Source organism: Mesorhizobium sp. M7A.F.Ca.US.010.02.1.1 (genome assembly GCF_004023085.1).
Classification (GTDB): domain Bacteria; phylum Pseudomonadota; class Alphaproteobacteria; order Rhizobiales; family Rhizobiaceae; genus Mesorhizobium.
In genome coordinates this window covers 1-17,897 of record NZ_RZRV01000027.1, presented here as the reverse complement: position 1 = coordinate 17,897, position 17,897 = coordinate 1, and the positions used below count along the sequence as shown (strand labels likewise).

Annotated in this window: 17 protein-coding genes; 13 read left to right on the top strand and 4 right to left on the bottom strand. The window is 64.4% G+C overall.

Features of this window, described 5'->3' with window-relative positions; all coding sequences use genetic code 11:
- The first annotated feature begins 2 nt into the window (after window positions 1–2).
- The 3 genes from EOA19_RS23620 to EOA19_RS23605 all read left to right on the top strand — a co-directional run bounded on the left by EOA19_RS23620 (window position 3) and on the right by EOA19_RS23605 (window position 3,478).
- Window positions 3–1,289: a glutamate-5-semialdehyde dehydrogenase gene (locus EOA19_RS23620; protein ID WP_128304966.1), complete on the top strand. Its 1,287-nt coding sequence runs from the start codon at window positions 3–5 to the stop codon at window positions 1,287–1,289.
- A 249-nt stretch (window positions 1,290–1,538) separates the two neighbouring features.
- Complete coding sequence (locus tag EOA19_RS23610) at window positions 1,539–2,126, top strand: nicotinate-nucleotide adenylyltransferase (RefSeq protein WP_128304969.1); 588 nt, start codon at window positions 1,539–1,541, stop codon at window positions 2,124–2,126.
- A 68-nt stretch (window positions 2,127–2,194) separates the two neighbouring features.
- A complete protein-coding gene (locus tag EOA19_RS23605; protein ID WP_128304964.1) occupies window positions 2,195–3,478 on the top strand; it encodes an MFS transporter in 1,284 nt (427 codons plus the stop codon).
- 9 nt (window positions 3,479–3,487) lie between these two features.
- On the opposite strand, the gene EOA19_RS23600 is transcribed toward EOA19_RS23605, so the two are convergent.
- Window positions 3,488–4,339: a mechanosensitive ion channel domain-containing protein gene (locus tag EOA19_RS23600; protein WP_128304963.1), complete on the bottom strand. Its 852-nt coding sequence runs from the start codon at window positions 4,337–4,339 to the stop codon at window positions 3,488–3,490.
- Window positions 4,340–4,581: 242 nt separating this feature from the next.
- Here EOA19_RS23600 and rsfS point away from each other — a divergent pair, with 242 nt between their 5' ends.
- The 10 genes from rsfS to EOA19_RS23550 all read left to right on the top strand — a co-directional run bounded on the left by rsfS (window position 4,582) and on the right by EOA19_RS23550 (window position 14,168).
- On the top strand, window positions 4,582–4,959 hold the full coding sequence (rsfS, locus tag EOA19_RS23595; RefSeq protein ID WP_013529073.1) for a ribosome silencing factor: 378 nt from the start codon (window positions 4,582–4,584) through the stop codon (window positions 4,957–4,959).
- A gap of 27 nt (window positions 4,960–4,986) precedes the next feature.
- Window positions 4,987–5,469 carry a 23S rRNA (pseudouridine(1915)-N(3))-methyltransferase RlmH gene (gene rlmH / locus EOA19_RS23590; RefSeq protein WP_023811784.1) on the top strand — a complete coding sequence of 161 codons (483 nt, stop codon included), beginning with the start codon at window positions 4,987–4,989 and terminating at the stop codon, window positions 5,467–5,469.
- 124 nt (window positions 5,470–5,593) lie between these two features.
- Window positions 5,594–6,931 (top strand): murein hydrolase activator EnvC, encoded by a 1,338-nt coding sequence (locus tag EOA19_RS23585; RefSeq protein WP_128304962.1) that lies wholly within the window; start codon window positions 5,594–5,596, stop codon window positions 6,929–6,931.
- Entirely contained in the window at window positions 6,932–8,263 is a 1,332-nt protein-coding gene (locus EOA19_RS23580) for a S41 family peptidase (protein ID WP_023811786.1), read from the top strand. It begins immediately after the preceding gene.
- Between the two features lie 214 nt (window positions 8,264–8,477).
- Window positions 8,478–9,656: a divergent polysaccharide deacetylase family protein gene (locus EOA19_RS23575; RefSeq protein WP_128304961.1), complete on the top strand. Its 1,179-nt coding sequence runs from the start codon at window positions 8,478–8,480 to the stop codon at window positions 9,654–9,656.
- 156 nt (window positions 9,657–9,812) lie between these two features.
- Window positions 9,813–10,328 carry an RNA pyrophosphohydrolase gene (locus EOA19_RS23570; RefSeq protein WP_128304960.1) on the top strand — a complete coding sequence of 172 codons (516 nt, stop codon included), beginning with the start codon at window positions 9,813–9,815 and terminating at the stop codon, window positions 10,326–10,328.
- 77 nt (window positions 10,329–10,405) lie between these two features.
- Window positions 10,406–11,545: an alanine racemase gene (gene alr, locus EOA19_RS23565; protein WP_128304959.1), complete on the top strand. Its 1,140-nt coding sequence runs from the start codon at window positions 10,406–10,408 to the stop codon at window positions 11,543–11,545.
- A gap of 272 nt (window positions 11,546–11,817) precedes the next feature.
- Window positions 11,818–12,234, top strand: coding sequence for a nucleoside diphosphate kinase regulator (gene rnk, locus EOA19_RS23560; protein ID WP_128304958.1), 417 nt, complete (start codon window positions 11,818–11,820; stop codon window positions 12,232–12,234).
- Window positions 12,235–12,406: 172 nt separating this feature from the next.
- Window positions 12,407–12,790, top strand: a complete 384-nt coding sequence (locus EOA19_RS23555) for a nucleoside-diphosphate kinase (RefSeq protein ID WP_245486272.1) — start codon at window positions 12,407–12,409, stop codon at window positions 12,788–12,790.
- A 121-nt stretch (window positions 12,791–12,911) separates the two neighbouring features.
- Window positions 12,912–14,168, top strand: coding sequence for a D-amino acid dehydrogenase (locus EOA19_RS23550; RefSeq protein ID WP_128304957.1), 1,257 nt, complete (start codon window positions 12,912–12,914; stop codon window positions 14,166–14,168).
- Between the two features lie 4 nt (window positions 14,169–14,172).
- Here EOA19_RS23550 and EOA19_RS23545 read toward each other — a convergent pair whose 3' ends face one another.
- From EOA19_RS23545 to EOA19_RS23535, 3 genes are all read right to left on the bottom strand, one after another.
- Window positions 14,173–16,332, bottom strand: a complete 2,160-nt coding sequence (locus EOA19_RS23545) for a phospholipase D-like domain-containing protein (RefSeq protein ID WP_128304956.1) — start codon at window positions 16,330–16,332, stop codon at window positions 14,173–14,175.
- A complete protein-coding gene (locus EOA19_RS23540; RefSeq protein WP_023811794.1) occupies window positions 16,329–16,772 on the bottom strand; it encodes a hypothetical protein in 444 nt (147 codons plus the stop codon). The genes EOA19_RS23545 and EOA19_RS23540 overlap by 4 nt, the downstream gene beginning before the upstream one ends.
- Before the next feature lie 198 nt (window positions 16,773–16,970).
- Window positions 16,971–17,852, bottom strand: coding sequence for a LysR family transcriptional regulator (locus EOA19_RS23535; RefSeq protein ID WP_023811795.1), 882 nt, complete (start codon window positions 17,850–17,852; stop codon window positions 16,971–16,973).
- Window positions 17,853–17,897: the final 45 nt, after the last annotated feature.

The following is a 17,897-nucleotide window of genomic DNA, read 5'->3' as shown; positions in this document are numbered from 1 at the left end:
GCATGCTGAAGCAGCATGAAAAATCCGGAGAAGACACAGTGGCGCTGATGGCCGATATCGGCCGCCGCGCCCGCGCTGCCGCCCGACCGTTGGCCATTGCCACCACCGCCGCCAAGAATGCTGCACTTGCCGCCATGGCCGAGGCGATCGTCGCCAGGCAGCAAGACATTCTCGACGCCAACGCCATCGATGTCTCGAACGGCCAGGAATCCGGGCTTTCCGCCTCCTTCATGGACCGGCTGAAGCTCGATCCGGCGCGCATTCGCGCCATGGCCGACGGCATCAGGGAGATCGCCGAATTGCGCGACCCGGTTGGCGACGTGATCGCACAATGGGATCGGCCGAACGGTCTGCATATCGAGCGCGTGCGCACGCCGCTCGGCGTCGTCGGCGTCATCTATGAGAGCCGCCCGAACGTCACCGCCGATGCCGGCGCGCTGTGCCTCAAGGCCGGCAATCCGGTAATCCTGCGCGGCGGCTCGGATTCGCTCAATTCCTCGGCCGCCATCCACGCCTGCCTGGTCGAAGGGCTGAAGGAAGCCGGCCTGCCGGAGGACGCCATCCAACTGGTGCCGATCACCGACCGCGCCGCCGTCGGCGAGATGCTGAAAGGCTTGGGCGGTATGCTCGACGTCATCATTCCGCGCGGTGGCAAAAGCCTCGTCGGGCGGGTGCAGGCCGAGGCACGGGTGCCGGTCTTCGCGCATCTCGAAGGCATCTGCCATCTCTACATCGACCGTTCGGCCGAGCTCCAAATGGCGGTGCGGATCGCCGTCAACGCCAAGATGCGGCGCACCGGCGTCTGCGGTGCCGCAGAGACGCTGCTGGTCGACCGCGCGGTCGCCTCCACGCATCTGGTGCCGATCCTCAACGCACTGCGCGCGGCCGGCTGCGAGATCCATGCCGATGCCGAGGTGCTGAAAGTGTTTTTCGACGCCAGGCCGGCGACCGGTGCCGACTGGGTGACTGAATATCTCGATGCCATCATCGCGGTGAAGCTGGTCGACGGTATCAAGGGTGCGATCGATCACATCGAGACGTTTTCCTCGCATCACACCGAGGCGATCGTCGCCGAGGATGCGCAAGCGGTCGAAAAATTCTTCAACGAGATCGATTCGGCGATCCTGCTGCACAACGCATCGACGCAGTTCGCCGACGGCGGCGAGTTCGGCATGGGCGCCGAGATCGGCATCGCCACCGGCAAGATGCATGCGCGCGGACCGGTGGGCGTCGAGCAACTGACGTCGTTCAAATACCGCGTGCGCGGGTCTGGACAGGTGAGGCCTTGACGTATTTCGCCCAAAGGGCCTGAAGCTTGCGCCCAGCCACCCCCCTCTGTCCTGCCGGACATCTCCCCCGCAAGGGGGGAGATTGGCTGATATTTCTGATTTCGCCAATCCTCAACGCTGCAAGATTTACGCCTTCGGCGAAATTGCTGATCTCCCCCCTTGCGGGGGAGATGCCCGGCAGGGCAGAGGGGGGTGCCTAGCGGAATGCTATCTCCTTCCCCACCCGTCGCCCCATCCCACTATCTCAAAATGCCGCATGCCGAGAAAGGGCTGGCCGTCGGCCTGTTCGGCGGCTCGTTCAATCCGCCGCATGCCGGCCACGCGCTGGTCGCCGAGATTGCGCTCAGACGCCTGTCGCTCGACCAGCTGTGGTGGATGGTGACGCCGGGCAATCCGCTGAAGAACACCAGGGAATTGGCGCCGCTGGACGAGCGGCTGCAGCTGTCGGAGCAGATCGCCAAGAACCCGAAGATCAAGGTCACCGCTTTCGAAGCCGCCCATCACGTCCGCTACACCGCCGACACGCTGGCGCTGGTCAAGGCGCGCAATCCCGGCGTCGACTTCGTCTGGATCATGGGTGCCGACAGTCTGCGTGATTTTCACCGCTGGCAGCGCTGGCGCGAGATCGTCATGACCTTCCCGATCGCCGTCATCGACCGCCCGGGCGCGACGCTGTCGTTCCTGTCCTCGGTCGTCGCCAAGACCTTCGACTATGCCCGCATCGACGAGGGCGATGCGCCGCGGCTTGCCCGCATGAAGGCACCGGCCTGGACCTTCATCCACGGCCCGCGCTCGTCGCTGTCATCGAGCGCGATCCGCAAGCTGGCGAAGGGGTGAGCCCGACCGCCCGGCCATGTCGCTTTTATCGCTCCCTTTGCCCGTTTCATGGGCAATCCTGAGCAGGCATGTCGATTCCCAGGAAAACCCGCAGCGAAGCCGAGCAGGGCGCCGAGCCCACGCCGCTGATCGCGATTGCCAGCGTCATCGTGTCGATGGCACTGATTGCCGTCGGCAACGGGCTGATGTTTGCCTATATCCCGGTTCGGCTCGGCGCCGAGGGTTTCGATCCGACCTGGGCCGGGCTGATCATCACCGGACTTTCGGCCGGCGGGCTGGCGGGCTGCATCCTGACCGGACCGCTGGTGCGAAGGGTCGGCCATGCCCGTGCCTTCATGGTGTTGTCGGCGCTGATCGCACTGGCCAACGCCGCTGTCGGCGCCGGGGTCCATCCGCTGCTGTGGATAGCCGCCCGCGCGCTCTACGGCTTTGCCATCTGCGGCCTGTTCATCGTCGCGCAGAGTTGGCTGAACGACGCCGTTGCCAACGCCATCCGCGGCCGGGTGATGGCTTTCTTCTACGTTGCCTATGTCGCCGGGCTCGGCGTCGGCTACGCGACGCTGGCGCTGGTCGATATCAGGACAGCGGATGCGCCGCTGATCGGCATCGTCTTCACGGCGCTATCGATCCTTCCCGTCGGGATGACCAGACTTGCCCAGCCGCCGGCACCGCAGGCGGCCTCGGTGGCGCTGCGCCGTGCCTGGCGGGTTTCACCGGTCGGCGTCGCCGGCATGCTTGCGGTTGGCGGCCTGTCGATGTCGATTGCGGGCTTCGCGCCGATCCACGCCACGGCCAAGGGCTACAGCCAGGCCGATGTGGCGCTGCTGCTTTCGGCGATGCCTCTCGGCACGCTGATCCTGCAGATCCCGCTTGGCTGGATTTCCGACCGAACAGACCGCCGCTATGTGCTGATCGCCGCATCCGCGCTCGCCATGGTTGCCGGCCTGTTTGCGCTCGGGTTCGATGGCGGCGCGTTGGCCGCGTTGGTTGTGATCTATATCGTGTGGGACGGCGCCTCGGAATCGATCTATTCGCTGGCCAGCGCACATGCCGCCGACCGCGCCGGCAAGGACGACATGGTGGCGCTGTCCAGTTCGCTTTTGTTTGCCTGGTCGCTGTCGGGTTTCGTCGTGCCCGGCATCGTGACGGCGCTTTCAGCCGTCTTCGGAACGCAGGCTTTCATCTATGTGGCTGTTCTCATCGCCGCAGCCTTCTGCCTGTTCGTGCTTCTGCGCGTGTTCACGACGCGTGCGGTTCCGGTCGGTGAAACCGGCAGTTTCGCACCGATGACGGCGCAGGCGCCGTTGCCGGTCGAACTTGCCTTCGCACCGGACGATGAGGGCCGGCACTGAGCCAACCGACTATTGTCGACGGGCTTCCGGTTGGGGCGCTTCCGGCGGCGGCAGCGGGATCGATATGCCTTCGCTATTGAACTCCTGTTTGGCGCGCTTGGTGAGATCGGTCTGGGTGGCGAAGAAGTCCGCCGACGATGTCCAATAGCGCAGGGCAATCGAAACAGTGCTGTCGCCCAATGTCGAGACGAAAGCGATCGGTGCCGGCTCACGTTTCACTCGCCGTTCGGCCGCGGCAATGGCAAGCAAGGCTTTCTGCGCCCTGTCGATGTCGTTCCAGGAGCCGATGCTGAGTATGATGTCGCTGCGGCGTACGCCGTTGCGCGAAAAGTTGCGCACCGGCTGGTTCCACAGCGTCGAGTTCGGCGCCAATATGTAGACCCCGTCGGCCGTCCTGAGCTTGGTCGCGAACAGGCCGATCTCCTCGATCGTACCGGCGATCGAACCGACCTCGACGGATTCGCCGATGCGGAACGGCCGCAGCGCCAGAAGCATGATGCCGGCGGCGATGTTTTGCAGCGTGCCCTGCAACGCCAGGCCGATGGCGAGGCCAATGGCACCGATCGCGGCAATGATCGAGGCCGTCTGCACGCCGAACTGGCCGAGCACCATGATGGTGACGAGGATCAGGATGGCGTAGCGGACGATCTTCGAGAAGAAATGCCGCAACGTCGCGTCGAAACCATGGATATGGCCGAGACCAGCGAAGATCGAACGTTCGGCAAGACCGGCGACGATGTAGCCGACAATCAAGAGGATGACGGCACCGATGGCCGAGAAGGAGTACGAAACAATCAGCGTGCTCAGTTGGGCGAGGCCAGCCTGGACGCTGAGAAAAGCGTTTTGCGGGTCGATCGGCATGGGGGAAATCCGGTTGGTCGGTGAGCCGATAACCCATGCGGGCGGTGAGGGTTCCGATCTTTTCCGGCGTGCGGCGGAACCACAAGAGCGACAATACGTTCGTGCGAGGCAGGGTCCCGTCTTGAAACTGTCAGGGAACTCTGCCTATCTAAGTGGTGTCACCTGCTTCAAGGGGTGATTTGGTTGTTCTTGCTGCGAAAGGAAATACACTGAGAACAGCACTGCGGAAGAAGGCCGATATCATGCCTTCGCCGGCCAGGATCAGCGTAGACGACGCCGTGTCCCGCGCCATCAAGACAGTCCTTGCCAGTCTGGAAGACTCCAAGGCCGAAAACATTGTCTCCATCGACATCCAGGGGAAATCGAGCCTCGGCGACTACATGGTCGTCGCTTCGGGCCGATCGCACCGTCATGTCGCGGCTGTCGCCGATCATCTTCTCAAAGCGATCAAGGATGCCGGTCTCGGCACCGCGCGCGTCGAGGGGCTATCCGGCGCCGACTGGGTCCTGATCGATTCTGGCGACATCATCGTCCATGTCTTCCGCCCCGAAGTCCGCGAATTCTACAATCTCGAAAAGATGTGGCAGGCGCCGGACCTCGAGGAAGAAACGCTCCACTAAGTCGTTCGCGCGGCTTACAAGGCGAGGATGAAGATATCAGTTCATGCCGTGGGCCGGATGAAAGCCGGCCCCGAAAAGCTGCTGGCCGACCGCTATTTCGAGCGTTTCGCCAAGAGCGGCCCGGTAGTGGGGCTTGAATTTGGCGGCATTGCCGAGATTGCCGAGGGGCGCGGCCAGACCGCCAACGAGCGGCGGCGTGAGGAAGGCCAGAAACTGCAGACGCAGTTGCAGCCCGGAACCGCTTTGATCCTCCTTGACGAACGCGGCAAAAGCTTTTCCTCGGAAGATTTCGCCGGGCGCCTCGGCCTGTTGCGTGACGGTGGCCGCAAGGCGTTGGTCATCGCCATCGGCGGCGCCGACGGCCACGATCAGTCGCTGCGCGACCAGGCCGAACTAGTGATGTCGTTCGGATTGCTGACATGGCCGCATCAACTGGTGCGCGTGATGCTGGGAGAGCAGCTTTATCGTGTGGCCACCATCCTTTCGGGACATCCCTACCATCGCTCGTAAACCGGTGAATTGGTGCGACACACCCGGATTTCCGCCCCAATGCCGAGGCAAGATTGCATCGAGTGGGCGGTTTCGAACATGGTTGATTGTTCGTTAACGAAGCCACGCATAGAGTCGGGCTTCAATGTCTGAAGACAGCAAATCAAGAACGGGCTCCTGGCGCGCGCGCTGCGGCATCGCGGCGGCGGTACTTGTGCTGTCGCTGCATGCGGGGCGGGCGGAAAACACGCTCGACATGGCTCCCGATCCGGATCAGAGCCGGGCCGAATATGAACGGGTCTCGAAGGAGATCACGCTGTCGTCGGAACGATTGGCCAAACTCTCCGCCGATATCGCGACGATCAAGAAGGATCACGCCTCGATCACCGCCGCATTGATCCAGTCGGCGATGACCGAGCAGAAGCTCGGCCAGGACATCGAGGACATCGGCGCTCGGCTGGAAGGACTGAAGGGCCAGGAACAGAAGATCCGCGCCTCGCTGATGGCGCGGCGCGACGTTCTGGCCGAAGTGCTGGGCGCGTTGCAGCGCATGGGCCTCAACCCGCCGCCGGCGATCCTGGTCAAGCCCGAGGACGCGCTGTCGTCGGTGCGCAGCGCCATCCTGCTCGGCGCGGTGGTGCCCGAACTGCGCCAGCAGACCGATAGCCTGCTTGCCGATCTCAAGGAACAGACCAGGATTACGGCGTCGATCGAGGCCGAACGGGCGCGGCTGACAGCGGCGGTCGGCGACCAGACGGCGGAAAAGAAGCGGCTCGGCATGCTGCTGGAGGCCAAGCAGAAGCTCGAAGCCGACACGCAAACGCAAATGGCTGCGGAAAAGCAGCGATCCGAAGCGCTGGCGGCCAAGGCCGGCAGCCTGAAAGAGTTGATCGCCTCGCTCGAAGCGCAGGCCGACAAGAGCCGCAAGGCCGCCGATGCGGCCAAGGCCGCCGAGCAGAAGACGGCGGATGGCGACAACACATCTGCGCCGGCGGAATTGGCGTCGCTGCCGGTTCCGGAGGGCAACCAACTTGCCGCCGCGGTGCCCTTTTCGGCCCTTCAGGGGCAGATCGCACTGCCGGTGACCGGCCGCATCAAGCGGCGATTCGGCGCCGATGACGGTAACGGCGCGGTGATGCTTGGCGACATGGTTGCGACACAATCGGGAGCCATCGTCACCGCGCCGGCGGATGGAAATGTGCTTTATGCGGGGCCGTTTCGGTCTTATGGTCAACTCTTGATCCTGAACGCAGGCGACGGCTATCATGTCGTTTTGGCGGGGATGAGCAGAATCAGCGTCGCGACCGGTCAATCAGTGCTTGCAGGAGAGCCGATCGGTGCGATGGGAGAGGCCCGGGTGGCGAGCACCTCGGTTTCGAAGAATGGAAATGCCACGCCGGAACTCTATGTCGAGTTCCGCAAGGATGGAAAACCCGTCGATCCGGCCCCATGGTGGGCGGACCGTTTTTCTGGAAGGACGTGAATAATGCGGAAACTGTCGCTTCTGTTTGCCGGTGCGCTGATGGGCGCGTCCGCCATGAGCCTGGTCTATGGCGCACCCGGCTCGGCGGCGAACGCTGCAGGGTCGGAGACCTACAAGCAACTGGCGATCTTCGGCGATATCTTCGAGCGGGTGCGGGCACAGTATGTGACACCGCCCGACGACAAGTCGCTGGTCGAGAACGCCATCAACGGCATGCTGGCCTCGCTTGACCCGCACTCCTCCTACATGAATGCCGAGCAGGCGCAGGATATGCGCGTCCAGACCAAGGGCGAGTTTGGCGGCCTCGGCATCGAAGTCACCATGGAGAACGATCTGGTCAAGGTGATCACGCCGATCGACGACACGCCGGCCGCCAAGGCAGGCGTGCTGGCCGGCGACTACATTGCCAAGATCGATGGCGAAGAGGTTCGCGGCCTGACCCTCAACGATGCGGTCGACAAGATGCGCGGCCTGGTCAACACGCCGATCAAGCTGACCATCCTGCGCCAGGGCGCCGACAAGCCGATTGAACTGACGGTCGTACGCGACATCATCAAGGTCAAGGCGGTCAAGTTCCGGGTCGAGAACGACATCGGCTACATGAAGATCACCTCCTTCACCGAAAAGACCTATGACGACCTCGAGAACGCCATCGACACCATCAAGAAGCAGATTCCCGACGACAAGCTGAAGGGCTACGTTCTGGATCTGCGCCTTAATCCGGGCGGCCTGCTCGACCAGGCGGTGAGCGTGTCCGATGCCTTCCTCAACCGCGGCGAGATCGTCTCGACGCGCGGCCGCGACCCCAAGGACGTCACCCGCTTCGACGCCAAGCCCAAGCAGGTCGACGACATCAACGGCAAGCCGATGATCGTCCTGGTCAATGGCGGTTCGGCCAGTGCATCGGAAATCGTCGCCGGCGCGCTGCAGGACCTGCGCCGCGTCACGGTGGTTGGCACGCAGTCCTTCGGCAAGGGTTCGGTGCAGACCATCATTCCGCTCGGCGAGAATGGTGCGCTCAGGCTGACGACGGCGCTCTATTACACGCCGTCCGGCAAGTCGATCCAGGGCAAGGGCATCACGCCCGACATCAAGGTCGACCAGCCGTTGCCGCCGGAACTGCAGGGCAGGGACCTGACGCGCGGCGAATCCGACCTCAAGGGCCATATCAAGGGCGCCGATGAGAGCACGACCGGTTCGGGCTCGGCAGCCTATGTGCCGCCGGATCCGAAGGACGATCTGCAGCTCATCTATGCCGAGCAGCTGCTGCGCGGCCAGAAGACCGATCCGGCCTTCCCGCCCAATCCGCAAAAGGCGGTTCTCAACCAGTAAGGATCTGGAGCGGCGCACGCGCCGCTCCATCTTTCTGTTTGAGCCTGATGGAAGCAATGCGATGCTGCCGGGACCGAAAGGTTCCGGCAGTTTGATTCGGGGGGTGAGGCAAAGCCCCCAAGGCATGGCGCGGGGTGTGTGCCGGGATTGATGAATTCGCGCATGTCTTTTCGAAGCGGCTTCGCCTTCGGAGCCATGCGCCCGGGGATTAGGCTTGGCTGACATCGGCAAGGACATCGAACGCCCGCTCGGACAGGCAGTCCGGCCGCCGCGCGCCGCCGGCAAGCTCAGCGGCGGTGCGATCATGGCGACCGTGGCCGTGCTGGCGGTGGCCGGCGTCTCCGGCGCGATCGCGCTCAGGGAAAAGCCGTTTCGAAAGCCGCAAGAGGTTGCCGTTTCAACACCGAAAGTGACCGCGGCGGCCGAGCCTGCCGCCGCGCCGCCTGCATTGGCCCCGGCGGCACCGAAGCCGCAGGCGCCGGTCAAATCAGGCGGGCCGCAGATCATCCATGTGCAGACGGAGGAGGGCGATGGGCCGCCCAAGGCAGCGATCGTCATTCGCGATCCGTCGACCATCGGCCAGAACTTGAAGATCGCGCACATTCCAGACAAGGCGCTGATCGAAGCCAGCGAGACCGGGCCTTTGCCGGTGCGCGCCGCCGATGGCAGGCGGCCGTTCGACGTCTATGCGCGGCCCTGGTCGGGCGGGCGCGGCGCACGGGTGGCGATCGTCATCGGTGGGCTTGCCGTGTCGCAGACCGGCACCCAGGCGGCCATCGCCAAGCTGCCGGCAGAAGTGACGCTGGCCTTCGCCCCGCAAGGCAACAGCATCGGCCGGTGGATGCAGGCAGCCAGGCAGAGCGGCCACGAGATCGTCATGCAGGTGCCGCTCGAACCGTTCGATTATCCGAAGGTCAATCCGGGCCGCAACACGCTGACGGTGGCGGCGAGCGCGGATGAGAACCTGAAAAGCCTGCACTGGGCACTGTCGCGGACGACCAACTATACCGGCGTCATGAACTATATGGGCGCCCGTTTTTCCGCCGACGCGTCGGCGATGGAGCCGTTCATCGCCGAGCTCGGCAAACGCGGCCTCGCCTATATCGATGACGGCTCGTCGGCTCGCAGCCTGGCGCCGGACCTGGCGCTCAGGGATGGCGTGCCCTTCGTCTCCGGCGACATGGCGATCGATGCCGTGCAGGATCGCGGCGAAATCCTGAAGAAGCTCGACAGCCTGGAGGCGACCGCGCGGGCCAAAGGCACTGCCGTCGGCATCGGTTCGGCCTTCGACCTGACGGTCGATACCGTGTCGTCCTGGGTGGTCGAAGCCAAGAAGCGCGGCATCGAGATCGTGCCGATTTCAGCGGTGGCCATTGACCCCCAAAAAGGCTAACAGCCGTCTTGATAATTCTACTCCGGCGGGAATCTGGCGACGTTTTCTGCGCTTCCGGTGCTCACGTACTTTAAGTACGCTCCGCTCCGGTTCTCGAAACCGCTCGCCACCTGCCTCACCGGAGCGAATTCTCAAAACGGCTGGACCCCATCACGCATGGCTAAAAAGATCGACCGCGAAACGCTGCCTTACCGTCCCTGTGTCGGGCTGATGATCCTCAATGCCCAGGGCCTGGTCTGGGTCGGGCACCGGATTGCCGAACCGGACAGCGAATTTGCCGGCACGACGCAGCTCTGGCAGATGCCGCAAGGCGGTATCGACAAGGGCGAGGAGCCGCTGCAGGCGGCCGAGCGCGAACTCTATGAGGAGACCGGCATGCGAGGCGTCTCGCTGCTGGCCGAGGCGCCGGACTGGATCAACTATGATTTGCCGGACCATCTCGTCGGCATCGCCTTCAAGGGCCGGTATCGCGGCCAGACGCAGAAATGGTTCGCCTTTCGCTTCCACGGCGACACCAGCGAGATCCAGATCAACCCGCCGCCGGGCGGCCACACCGCAGAGTTCGACGAATGGGCATGGCGGCCTATGCAGGATTTGCCCGACCTGATCGTGCCGTTCAAGCGCCATGTCTATGAGGATGTGGTGGCGGCGTTCCGGCATCTGGTGCAATAGCCGCTATACAACAACCGCGGTTGCCGCGCCGGCCCGGCGGTCCTATTGATGTATCCACTACCACGCGAAGGGTCGCCATGAACGACGCCCCCCAAAAGCCGCCGCCAGAAGAGGTCACCGCCACAAGCGAAGTGGCGGCTGGGGCCATCCTCACCATCGATCTCGGTGCAATCCGTGAAAACTACCGGCGGCTGAAAGCGCGGTTGGGCGATGTTGCCTGCGCTGGTGTGCTCAAGGCGGACGGCTACGGCGTTGGCGCCGGCCAGGTCGGGGCGGCGCTGCTGCGCGAAGGCTGCGATGTCTTCTTCGTTGCGCTTCTGGGCGAAGGCGTCGCCCTGCGCCGCTCGCTTGGTCCGGGCCCTGCCATTTTCGTGTTGAACGGCGTTCCGTCCGGTGCCGAGACGGACGCCGTGGCAGCGGACGTTTGCGCTGTCATCAACAGCCCGGAACAATTGGTGGCCTGGCGTGTGGCGGCTCGCCGCGCCGGCCGAAAACTGCCGGCCGCGATCCAGGTCGACAGCGGCATGTCGCGGCTCGGCATGGCGCCCCGGGATGTGGAGCGCGTTGCCGCCGATCCGCAGGCCTTCGACGGCATCGACATCCGGTTCGTGATGAGTCATCTGGCTTGCGCCGACGAGCCGGAGCATCCGGCCAATGAACGGCAGCGGCTGGCGTTCGAGCGGCTGCGCGCAATGCTGCCGGCGACGCCAGCCTCGCTCGCCAATTCGTCCGGCATCTTTCTCGGGCCATCCTTTCACTACGATCTCGCCCGCCCCGGTGCCGCCCTCTACGGCATCAATCCGACGCCGGCCAAGCCCAATCCGATGCTGCCGGTGGTGCGGCTTCAGGCAAAGGTGGCACAGACGCGCAGCGTCGAAAAAGGCGCCGGCGTCGGCTATGGCCACACCTATCATGCGCTAGGCCCGCTCAGGCTGGCGACGATTTCGTTCGGCTACGCGGATGGCTGGCAGCGCCGGGCCGCGTCGGCTGCGTGGTTCGAGGGCGTGCGCCTGCCTTTCCTCGGGCGAGTGTCTATGGACTCGATCATTCTCGACATTTCCGCCCTGCCGGTCGGCAGGCTGCGCGAGGGTGATCTCGTCGAGCTGCTCGGTCCTTCACAAAGCGTCGATGACGCCGCCGGCCATGCCGGCACCATCGGCTACGAGATCCTGACCAGCCTCGGTCCGCGCTTCCATCGGCGCTATGTCGGCGGTTGAGCGGTTTGGCCGCGCTTGACAAGCGGACGCCTGTCGGCAAGGCTCCTTGCATGAGCAACCCAGCTTATATCAGAACCTTGTTCAGGGTCTGCCCGATCGCGGGATCGTAGCCCCGGCGCGGTCGCCTTTTGGCGTTCGTCCGAACCGGGGCATTTCTACCTGACATCATTCCCGAGCCAGACAGCTTCGCGGCTGCCGGCTTTTCATCAAGCCACCGTTTGTGCGGCGGCAGGCGCGCGTCTGTTCGATGCGCCAAGTCATCGAGGTTTGCCATGCAACATGCAACAGGATTGCGTCCACCGAGCCGGGTCAGCGATGCCGACCACCACAGGCTGACCGGCCTGGCGCGGGCGTCGCTCGACCGCGTGCCCGAGACGGCCGAAGAACTGCTTTCGGAGATGGACCGCGCCGTCGTCACGGCGGCGGCTTCCATGCCGGCCAACGTGGTGCGGATGGGTTCGACGGTGACAATCCGCAACGATGGCGGCCACACCCAGCGCATCACGCTGGTCTATCCCGGCGAAGCAGACATCAGTGAAAACAGGATCTCGGTGCTGACACCGATGGGGACGGCGCTTATCGGCGCGTCGATCGGGCAGACAGTGCGCTGGAGCAGCCGTGGCGGCCGGGAACTGTCGGCGACCATCGAAGTGGTCGATGCGCCGGCCTGCGGGCGGGAAGGGTCCTGATCATGGAGACGGCGATGACAGGCGCGAATTTCCGGCTGACGACAAAGGACTTCGCCGTCCTCGAGATCATGTTGGAGCGTCGGCGGGCTTTCGCGGATACGATTGTTCCAATGCTTGAAACAAGCTTTCCAAAGCCGAGGTCGTCGCGATCGATTCGGTCGAATCCGATATCGTGACGCTGAACAGCAGGCTGGTGTTTCGTATCGATGCCGGCCCTGCTCAGACCCGGACCTTGGTGCAGAACGAGGTGCGCGGTCCGGTCGGCTCCAGCCTGTCGATCATGACAAGGCGAGGGCTTTGCATGCTCGGCATGGCCGAGGGTCAGACTGCCTGGATCGAACAGGCCGACGGCAGGCGGGAGTCGGTCCTGATCGCGACCGTGCTCTACCAGCCGGAGGCCGCGCGGCGTGCCGTCAGGGAGAGATCCCAAGTCGAGGCGCGACGGCCGCATGGGCTCACCCTCGTCTACAGCGCCGCAGCCGATTGGCGGCCCCTTGGCGAAAGGGCCGGAATGCGGCAGACAGGGGATGACGACCCCGGTCCCACGGCGGCGTGAACAGGCAACACTGCACGATCCCGAAAGTCAGCATCGATTTTCGCCGGGGATCGTGCGCAAATCGGAAATGCGGCCGCGTCCAGGCGTCCCCTAGGACGTGCGGCGCGGCAAGGAGTGAACGATGAAGATCATGGTGCTGGGCGGCGGCGTCATCGGAGTGACCACGGCGTACTTCCTTGCCGAGGCCGGCCACGAGGTGACGGTTCTCGACCGCCAGAAAGGCCCGGCGCTGGAAACCAGCTTCGCCAATGCCGGCGAAATATCGCCCGGCTACGCCTCGCCCTGGGCCGGGCCCGGCATTCCGCTGAAGGCGATCAAATGGCTGCTGATGAAACATGGCCCGCTGGTGGTGCGGCCGGCCTTCGATCCGCATATGTGGACATGGCTGATCAAGATGCTGCGCAACTGCACCGCCGAGCGCTATGCGATCAACAAGGCGCGCATGGTTCCGCTCGCCGAATACAGCCGCGACACGCTGAAGGCGCTGCGCGAAGCGACCGGTATCGCCTATGACGAGCGTACCCAGGGCACGCTGCAGCTGTTCCGTACGCAAAAGCAGCTCGACGGCACCGGCGGCGATGTCGAGGTGCTGAAGAAGTACGGCGTGCCTTACGAAATCCTCGAGCAGGACGGTTGCATCGCGGCTGAGCCTGGCCTTGCCGGGGTGCGCGAAAAGTTCGTCGGCGGCCTCAGGCTGCCGCACGACGAGACCGGCGACTGCAAGATGTTCACCGACAGGCTGGCCGAGCTTTGCGTGGCCCGCGGCGTCAAGTTCGAATACGACGTGACGATATGGCGCGTCATCCGCAGCCGCAACCGCATCGCCAATCTCAGCACCAGCAAAGGCTGGAAGACCGCCGACGCCTATGTGATGGCGCTGGGCAGTTATTCGGCAGGTTTCATGCGCCGGGTGAAGCGGCCGATCCCTGTCTATCCGGTCAAGGGCTATTCGATCACCGTGCCGATCAAGGATGCCGCCGCGGCACCGGTGTCGACGGTGATGGACGAGACCTACAAGGTGGCGATCACCCGGCTCGGCGACCGCATCCGGGTCGGCGGCACGGCCGAGATTTCCGGCTTCGACCTCAGGCTGCACGAATCGCGGCGGCGCACGCTGGAACACTCGGTCGGCGATCTCTTTCCGGGCGCCGGCGCGATGCGGGACGCGACGTTCTGGTGCGGGCTGCGGCCGATGACGCCGGACGGTCCGCCGCTGATCGGCCGCACCGAGCTCTCCAATCTCTATCTCAACACCGGCCACGGCACGCTCGGCTGGACCATGGCTTGCGGCTCGGGCAAGGTTCTGGCCGACATCATCTCCAGCCGGGTGCCGGACATCGATGTCCGCGACCTCGCGCAGGAGCGTTATCTGCGATAAGAGGTCAGAACGCCTGTCGGACCCAGTCCTCGTCGAACAGCAGCCGGTAGGCCCACGGTATCGTCACATTGGTGGCGACCGGGTTCGAGTGGGCGACATAGTCGTCATAGATCGGCTTCATCCTGGTGTAGAAGGCCGGATCGAGCACCATCATGCCGTTCTCCGAGTCGTGAAAGAAGCTGCGGTTGTTGAGATTGACCGACGAGATGGCGACCAGCCTTTCGTCGATCATCATGATCTTGGAATGCAGCACCACGTCAGGCGCCTTGAACTCGCGGATGTTGATGCGGTCGCCATATTTCTCGACGAACAGCTTGTTGAGCGCGGTGAGAAACTTGCCGCCGATATCGCCCTTGAGATCGATGCGGCCGACAATGTCGATCCTGACGCCGCGGGCGAGCGCCCGGTCAACAGCCTGGGCAAGCTTGGGCGTCAGGTTGAGGTAGGGATTGACGATCTGGATATGGTGCTGGGCGGCGTCGACCAGCTCGACGAAATAGTCCTCCAGCGCATGACCATCCTCGTAAGGCACCGAAATGAAGTGTCGTGCCGTGCCTGACGGGCGGGCGCCGTCGGACCGGACCGGAATGGAGAAGGGGCGCGCCAGATTGGTGTCGGCGTCGCGCAGCCACATTGTCGAAAGATGCGCAGCCAGCGTTTCGACCGTGGCCGGATCGGCGAACTCGATGTCGAAGTCGCTCCAGTTCGAATAGTAGTTCAGCGAAAACCCGTCGGTCTTGTCGTATTGCTCAAGGTCTGGATAGCGCGACAGATCGATCGGCTGGTGGAACAGGAAGCCGTCATGGATGTTGCGGCCACCGATGATGGCGCGTGAGCGCCCGGGATCGTCGGCAAGCGTTGCCAGCATCTTTACGTGATGGACCTTGTGCAGTTGTGAGGTCTGCTCGTCGATCGGCGCGCCATGGTCCGCCCGCCAGCGATATTCTTGCAATTCGACATTGGGGAATTCGGCGGCCAGCCGGTGCAGCAGGGCATCGTCCTTGTCGCGCTCCAGAACGTCGGTGACGATGATGCGGACCTTGGTGCCTAGTGCTGCATGATGGCGGATCAACCGCTCGATGATGCGACCGGAGAAGTCGGCCTTGAACTCCAGCGACGACAGATAGATCAGCTTCAGCCTTGGCGCCCTGGAGAAATCGAGCGGCAGTTCCGGGTCGCCCTTGTCGATGGCGCTGTCGGACAGTGGTGCTCCCATCAGCGCCTCGACCTTGGCGTTGAAGCCGTCGCGCGATTTGCGCAGCAGGCGCGGCTTTCCGATCGGCAAGGCACAGGTCTGCGAGAGCCAGCGGCTGGCATAGAAGGCGCGGCTGAGCGGATCGAGGCCGGTTGGGTCTGGCGTCGGGCAACGCTCGTAGCGGCTGTCGAAGGCGGCGAGAGCCGGATCGGCGGTCTCTTCGCGCTGGATGGTGAGCGGCGCGCCGGCCGGGGCAAGGCTGGAGCGGATCCTTGCCGTGCAGCGGTTCAGGCCGTCACTCGGGAACAGGCTGACCGTGTCGTCCTCGCCGGACAGGCGAAAGCGGAATGCGGTGCCCGTGGCGATTGTGCGTGAACCGCCGCCGGCACGGATCGCCAGCGAGCCGTCGCAGGTGCCCTCGATGTCGGCCGGTTGCTTTCCAGCCTGGCGCAGCACGATCTCGACGCTGCGCGCCTGCAGACCGGAGAAATCGAAGATCCTGGGCGTCGAAGGCTGCGCTGCCGCATCGATGTAGAGCGTCTGCCGCGACACCCGCCAGCGTCCGTCGAAATGGCCGTCGCCGCTGCTGCCGCTGGCCGGCGGCAGATGCGTTTCGGCAACCGGCCCGGCCAGTTGCTGCAGTGTCCGGTAAGTCGCCTGGAAATCGCCATTGCGGATCTCATAGCGGTCGTGACCGAAAGGGCCGGTGCCGTTGGCGCGGTCCATCGCGCCGAGCTGGTGGTGGGCGAGCAGCGCCAGGAACCGCTTTTCGTAGTCGCTTGTGCTGGCGTCGCCGAAAAACTGCGCGGCGGCGATCTGCGGCCCGGGTGTCCTGGCCGATAGCGAGGGTCGAGCGCAGGCCGTCTGGCCTTGCAGGAGATCGCAGGCACTGCGACCAGCGCCGCCGGCACAGCCGCCAAGGGCGGCCAGCCCGAATAGAACGAGGGCGACAGATGCGCGGCCCTTCACCCGGCCGCTCCGGCATTCAGGACGCTCAGTTGCGCCGGGTCACGCGGCGGCATGAAGCCCTGCGGGAAGACCTTGCAGACGGGGATGGCGAAGGTGGCGATCAGTAATTCGGCCTCGCCGCGCATTTTGCGCGGCGCTGTCTTGTCGTCGCGTATCGCTTTCGCGGAGGTGACGAGGGCGCCATCGCAGTCACAATGGTTGTGGCGGGCGATGTAACAGGCGTCATGCGTCCGGCAGGCCGTGTCGAGGCGGTTGACCGGCCGGAACGACAGATCGCCGGTGCGGGTGCCGGGGCCGCAATAATTGCCGAAGACGAAAGGCGAAGGCCGCGCCATGGCGTTGCGGATCGGTTTGGGCAGTTCGGCCTCCGGGACCTTCGTCCACGGATTGGCGCAAGCGGAAACGAAAAGCAGCGGCAGGATGGCAAGAACGGCTCGCATGTCTATCCGCGCCAGCTTTCTGAAAGATGTCCCTACGCGGCGACCGCGCGCCTGATGCCACACTCGCCGGTTTTGTGGCAAGGAAAAGGCGCACGGCTAAAGCGCAGCGCGTTTGAAAGGATTCATGCGATGCGCTTTAGCGTCTTTGTTTATGCATGTCGTTCTCCCAAAACCGAGATCACTTTTGGGCGACATGCATCAGACAAACAGGTTTCGCTCCCGCTCCACTGCCTTGGTGATGAAGCTGGCAACGATCTGGACGCGGCGCAGCGGCCTGACCGATTCGTGATAGACCAGCCAGTAGGCACGGCGGATGGGCGCGACAGCATCGACGGACACAAGTTCCGGCATCGAGCGGGCGACGAATGTGTGCAGGATGCCGATGCCGGCGCCCGAGCGCACCGCTTCGGCCTGGCCGAGCGCCGAGGAGATGGCGAAGCTGGTGCGCCAGTCGGCGCTGAATTCGGCCGCGTAGTCGAGCGAGGGACTGACGATGAGGTCCGGCACATAGCCGATCAATGTGTGCTGGCCAAGCTCGGCGGCGGTTTGGGGCAAACCATGCACGTCAGCATAGGCGCGGGAGGCAAACAGGCCGAGCGAGTAGTCGACCAGCTTTCCCGCCACCAGCCGACCCTCCGTCGGCCGCTCGACGGTGATGGCGATGTCGGCCTCGCGCCGCGACAGAGAGAAGGAGCGCGGCACCGGCACCAACTGGATCGTCAGCTCGCGGTGCAGGGCGGTCAGCGCGCCAAGGCGCTTGGCCAGGAAGGCGACACCAAACCCGTCCGGCGCGCCGATGCGCACCGTGCCGGAGACATCGTCGCCTTCGCCGGCAACGGTCGAACGTGCGGCGATCATGTCGCCTTCCATGCGCTCGGCAATGTCGAGAAAGCGCTCGCCGGCAGGCGTCAGCTCGCTGCCGGTGGTCAACCGGCGAAACAGCTTTGTCCGCAGCGCATCCTCGAGTGCGGCGATGCGGCGCGAGACAGTGGCGTGGTTGAGCTCCAGCCGTTTGGCCGCGCCAAGGATCTGGCCGGCGCGCGCCACGGCGAGGAAGATGCGGACGTCATCCCAGTTCATGGGGATGGTCCGATCTAATGACGAGCGTCGCGTTCCCGCCCACCC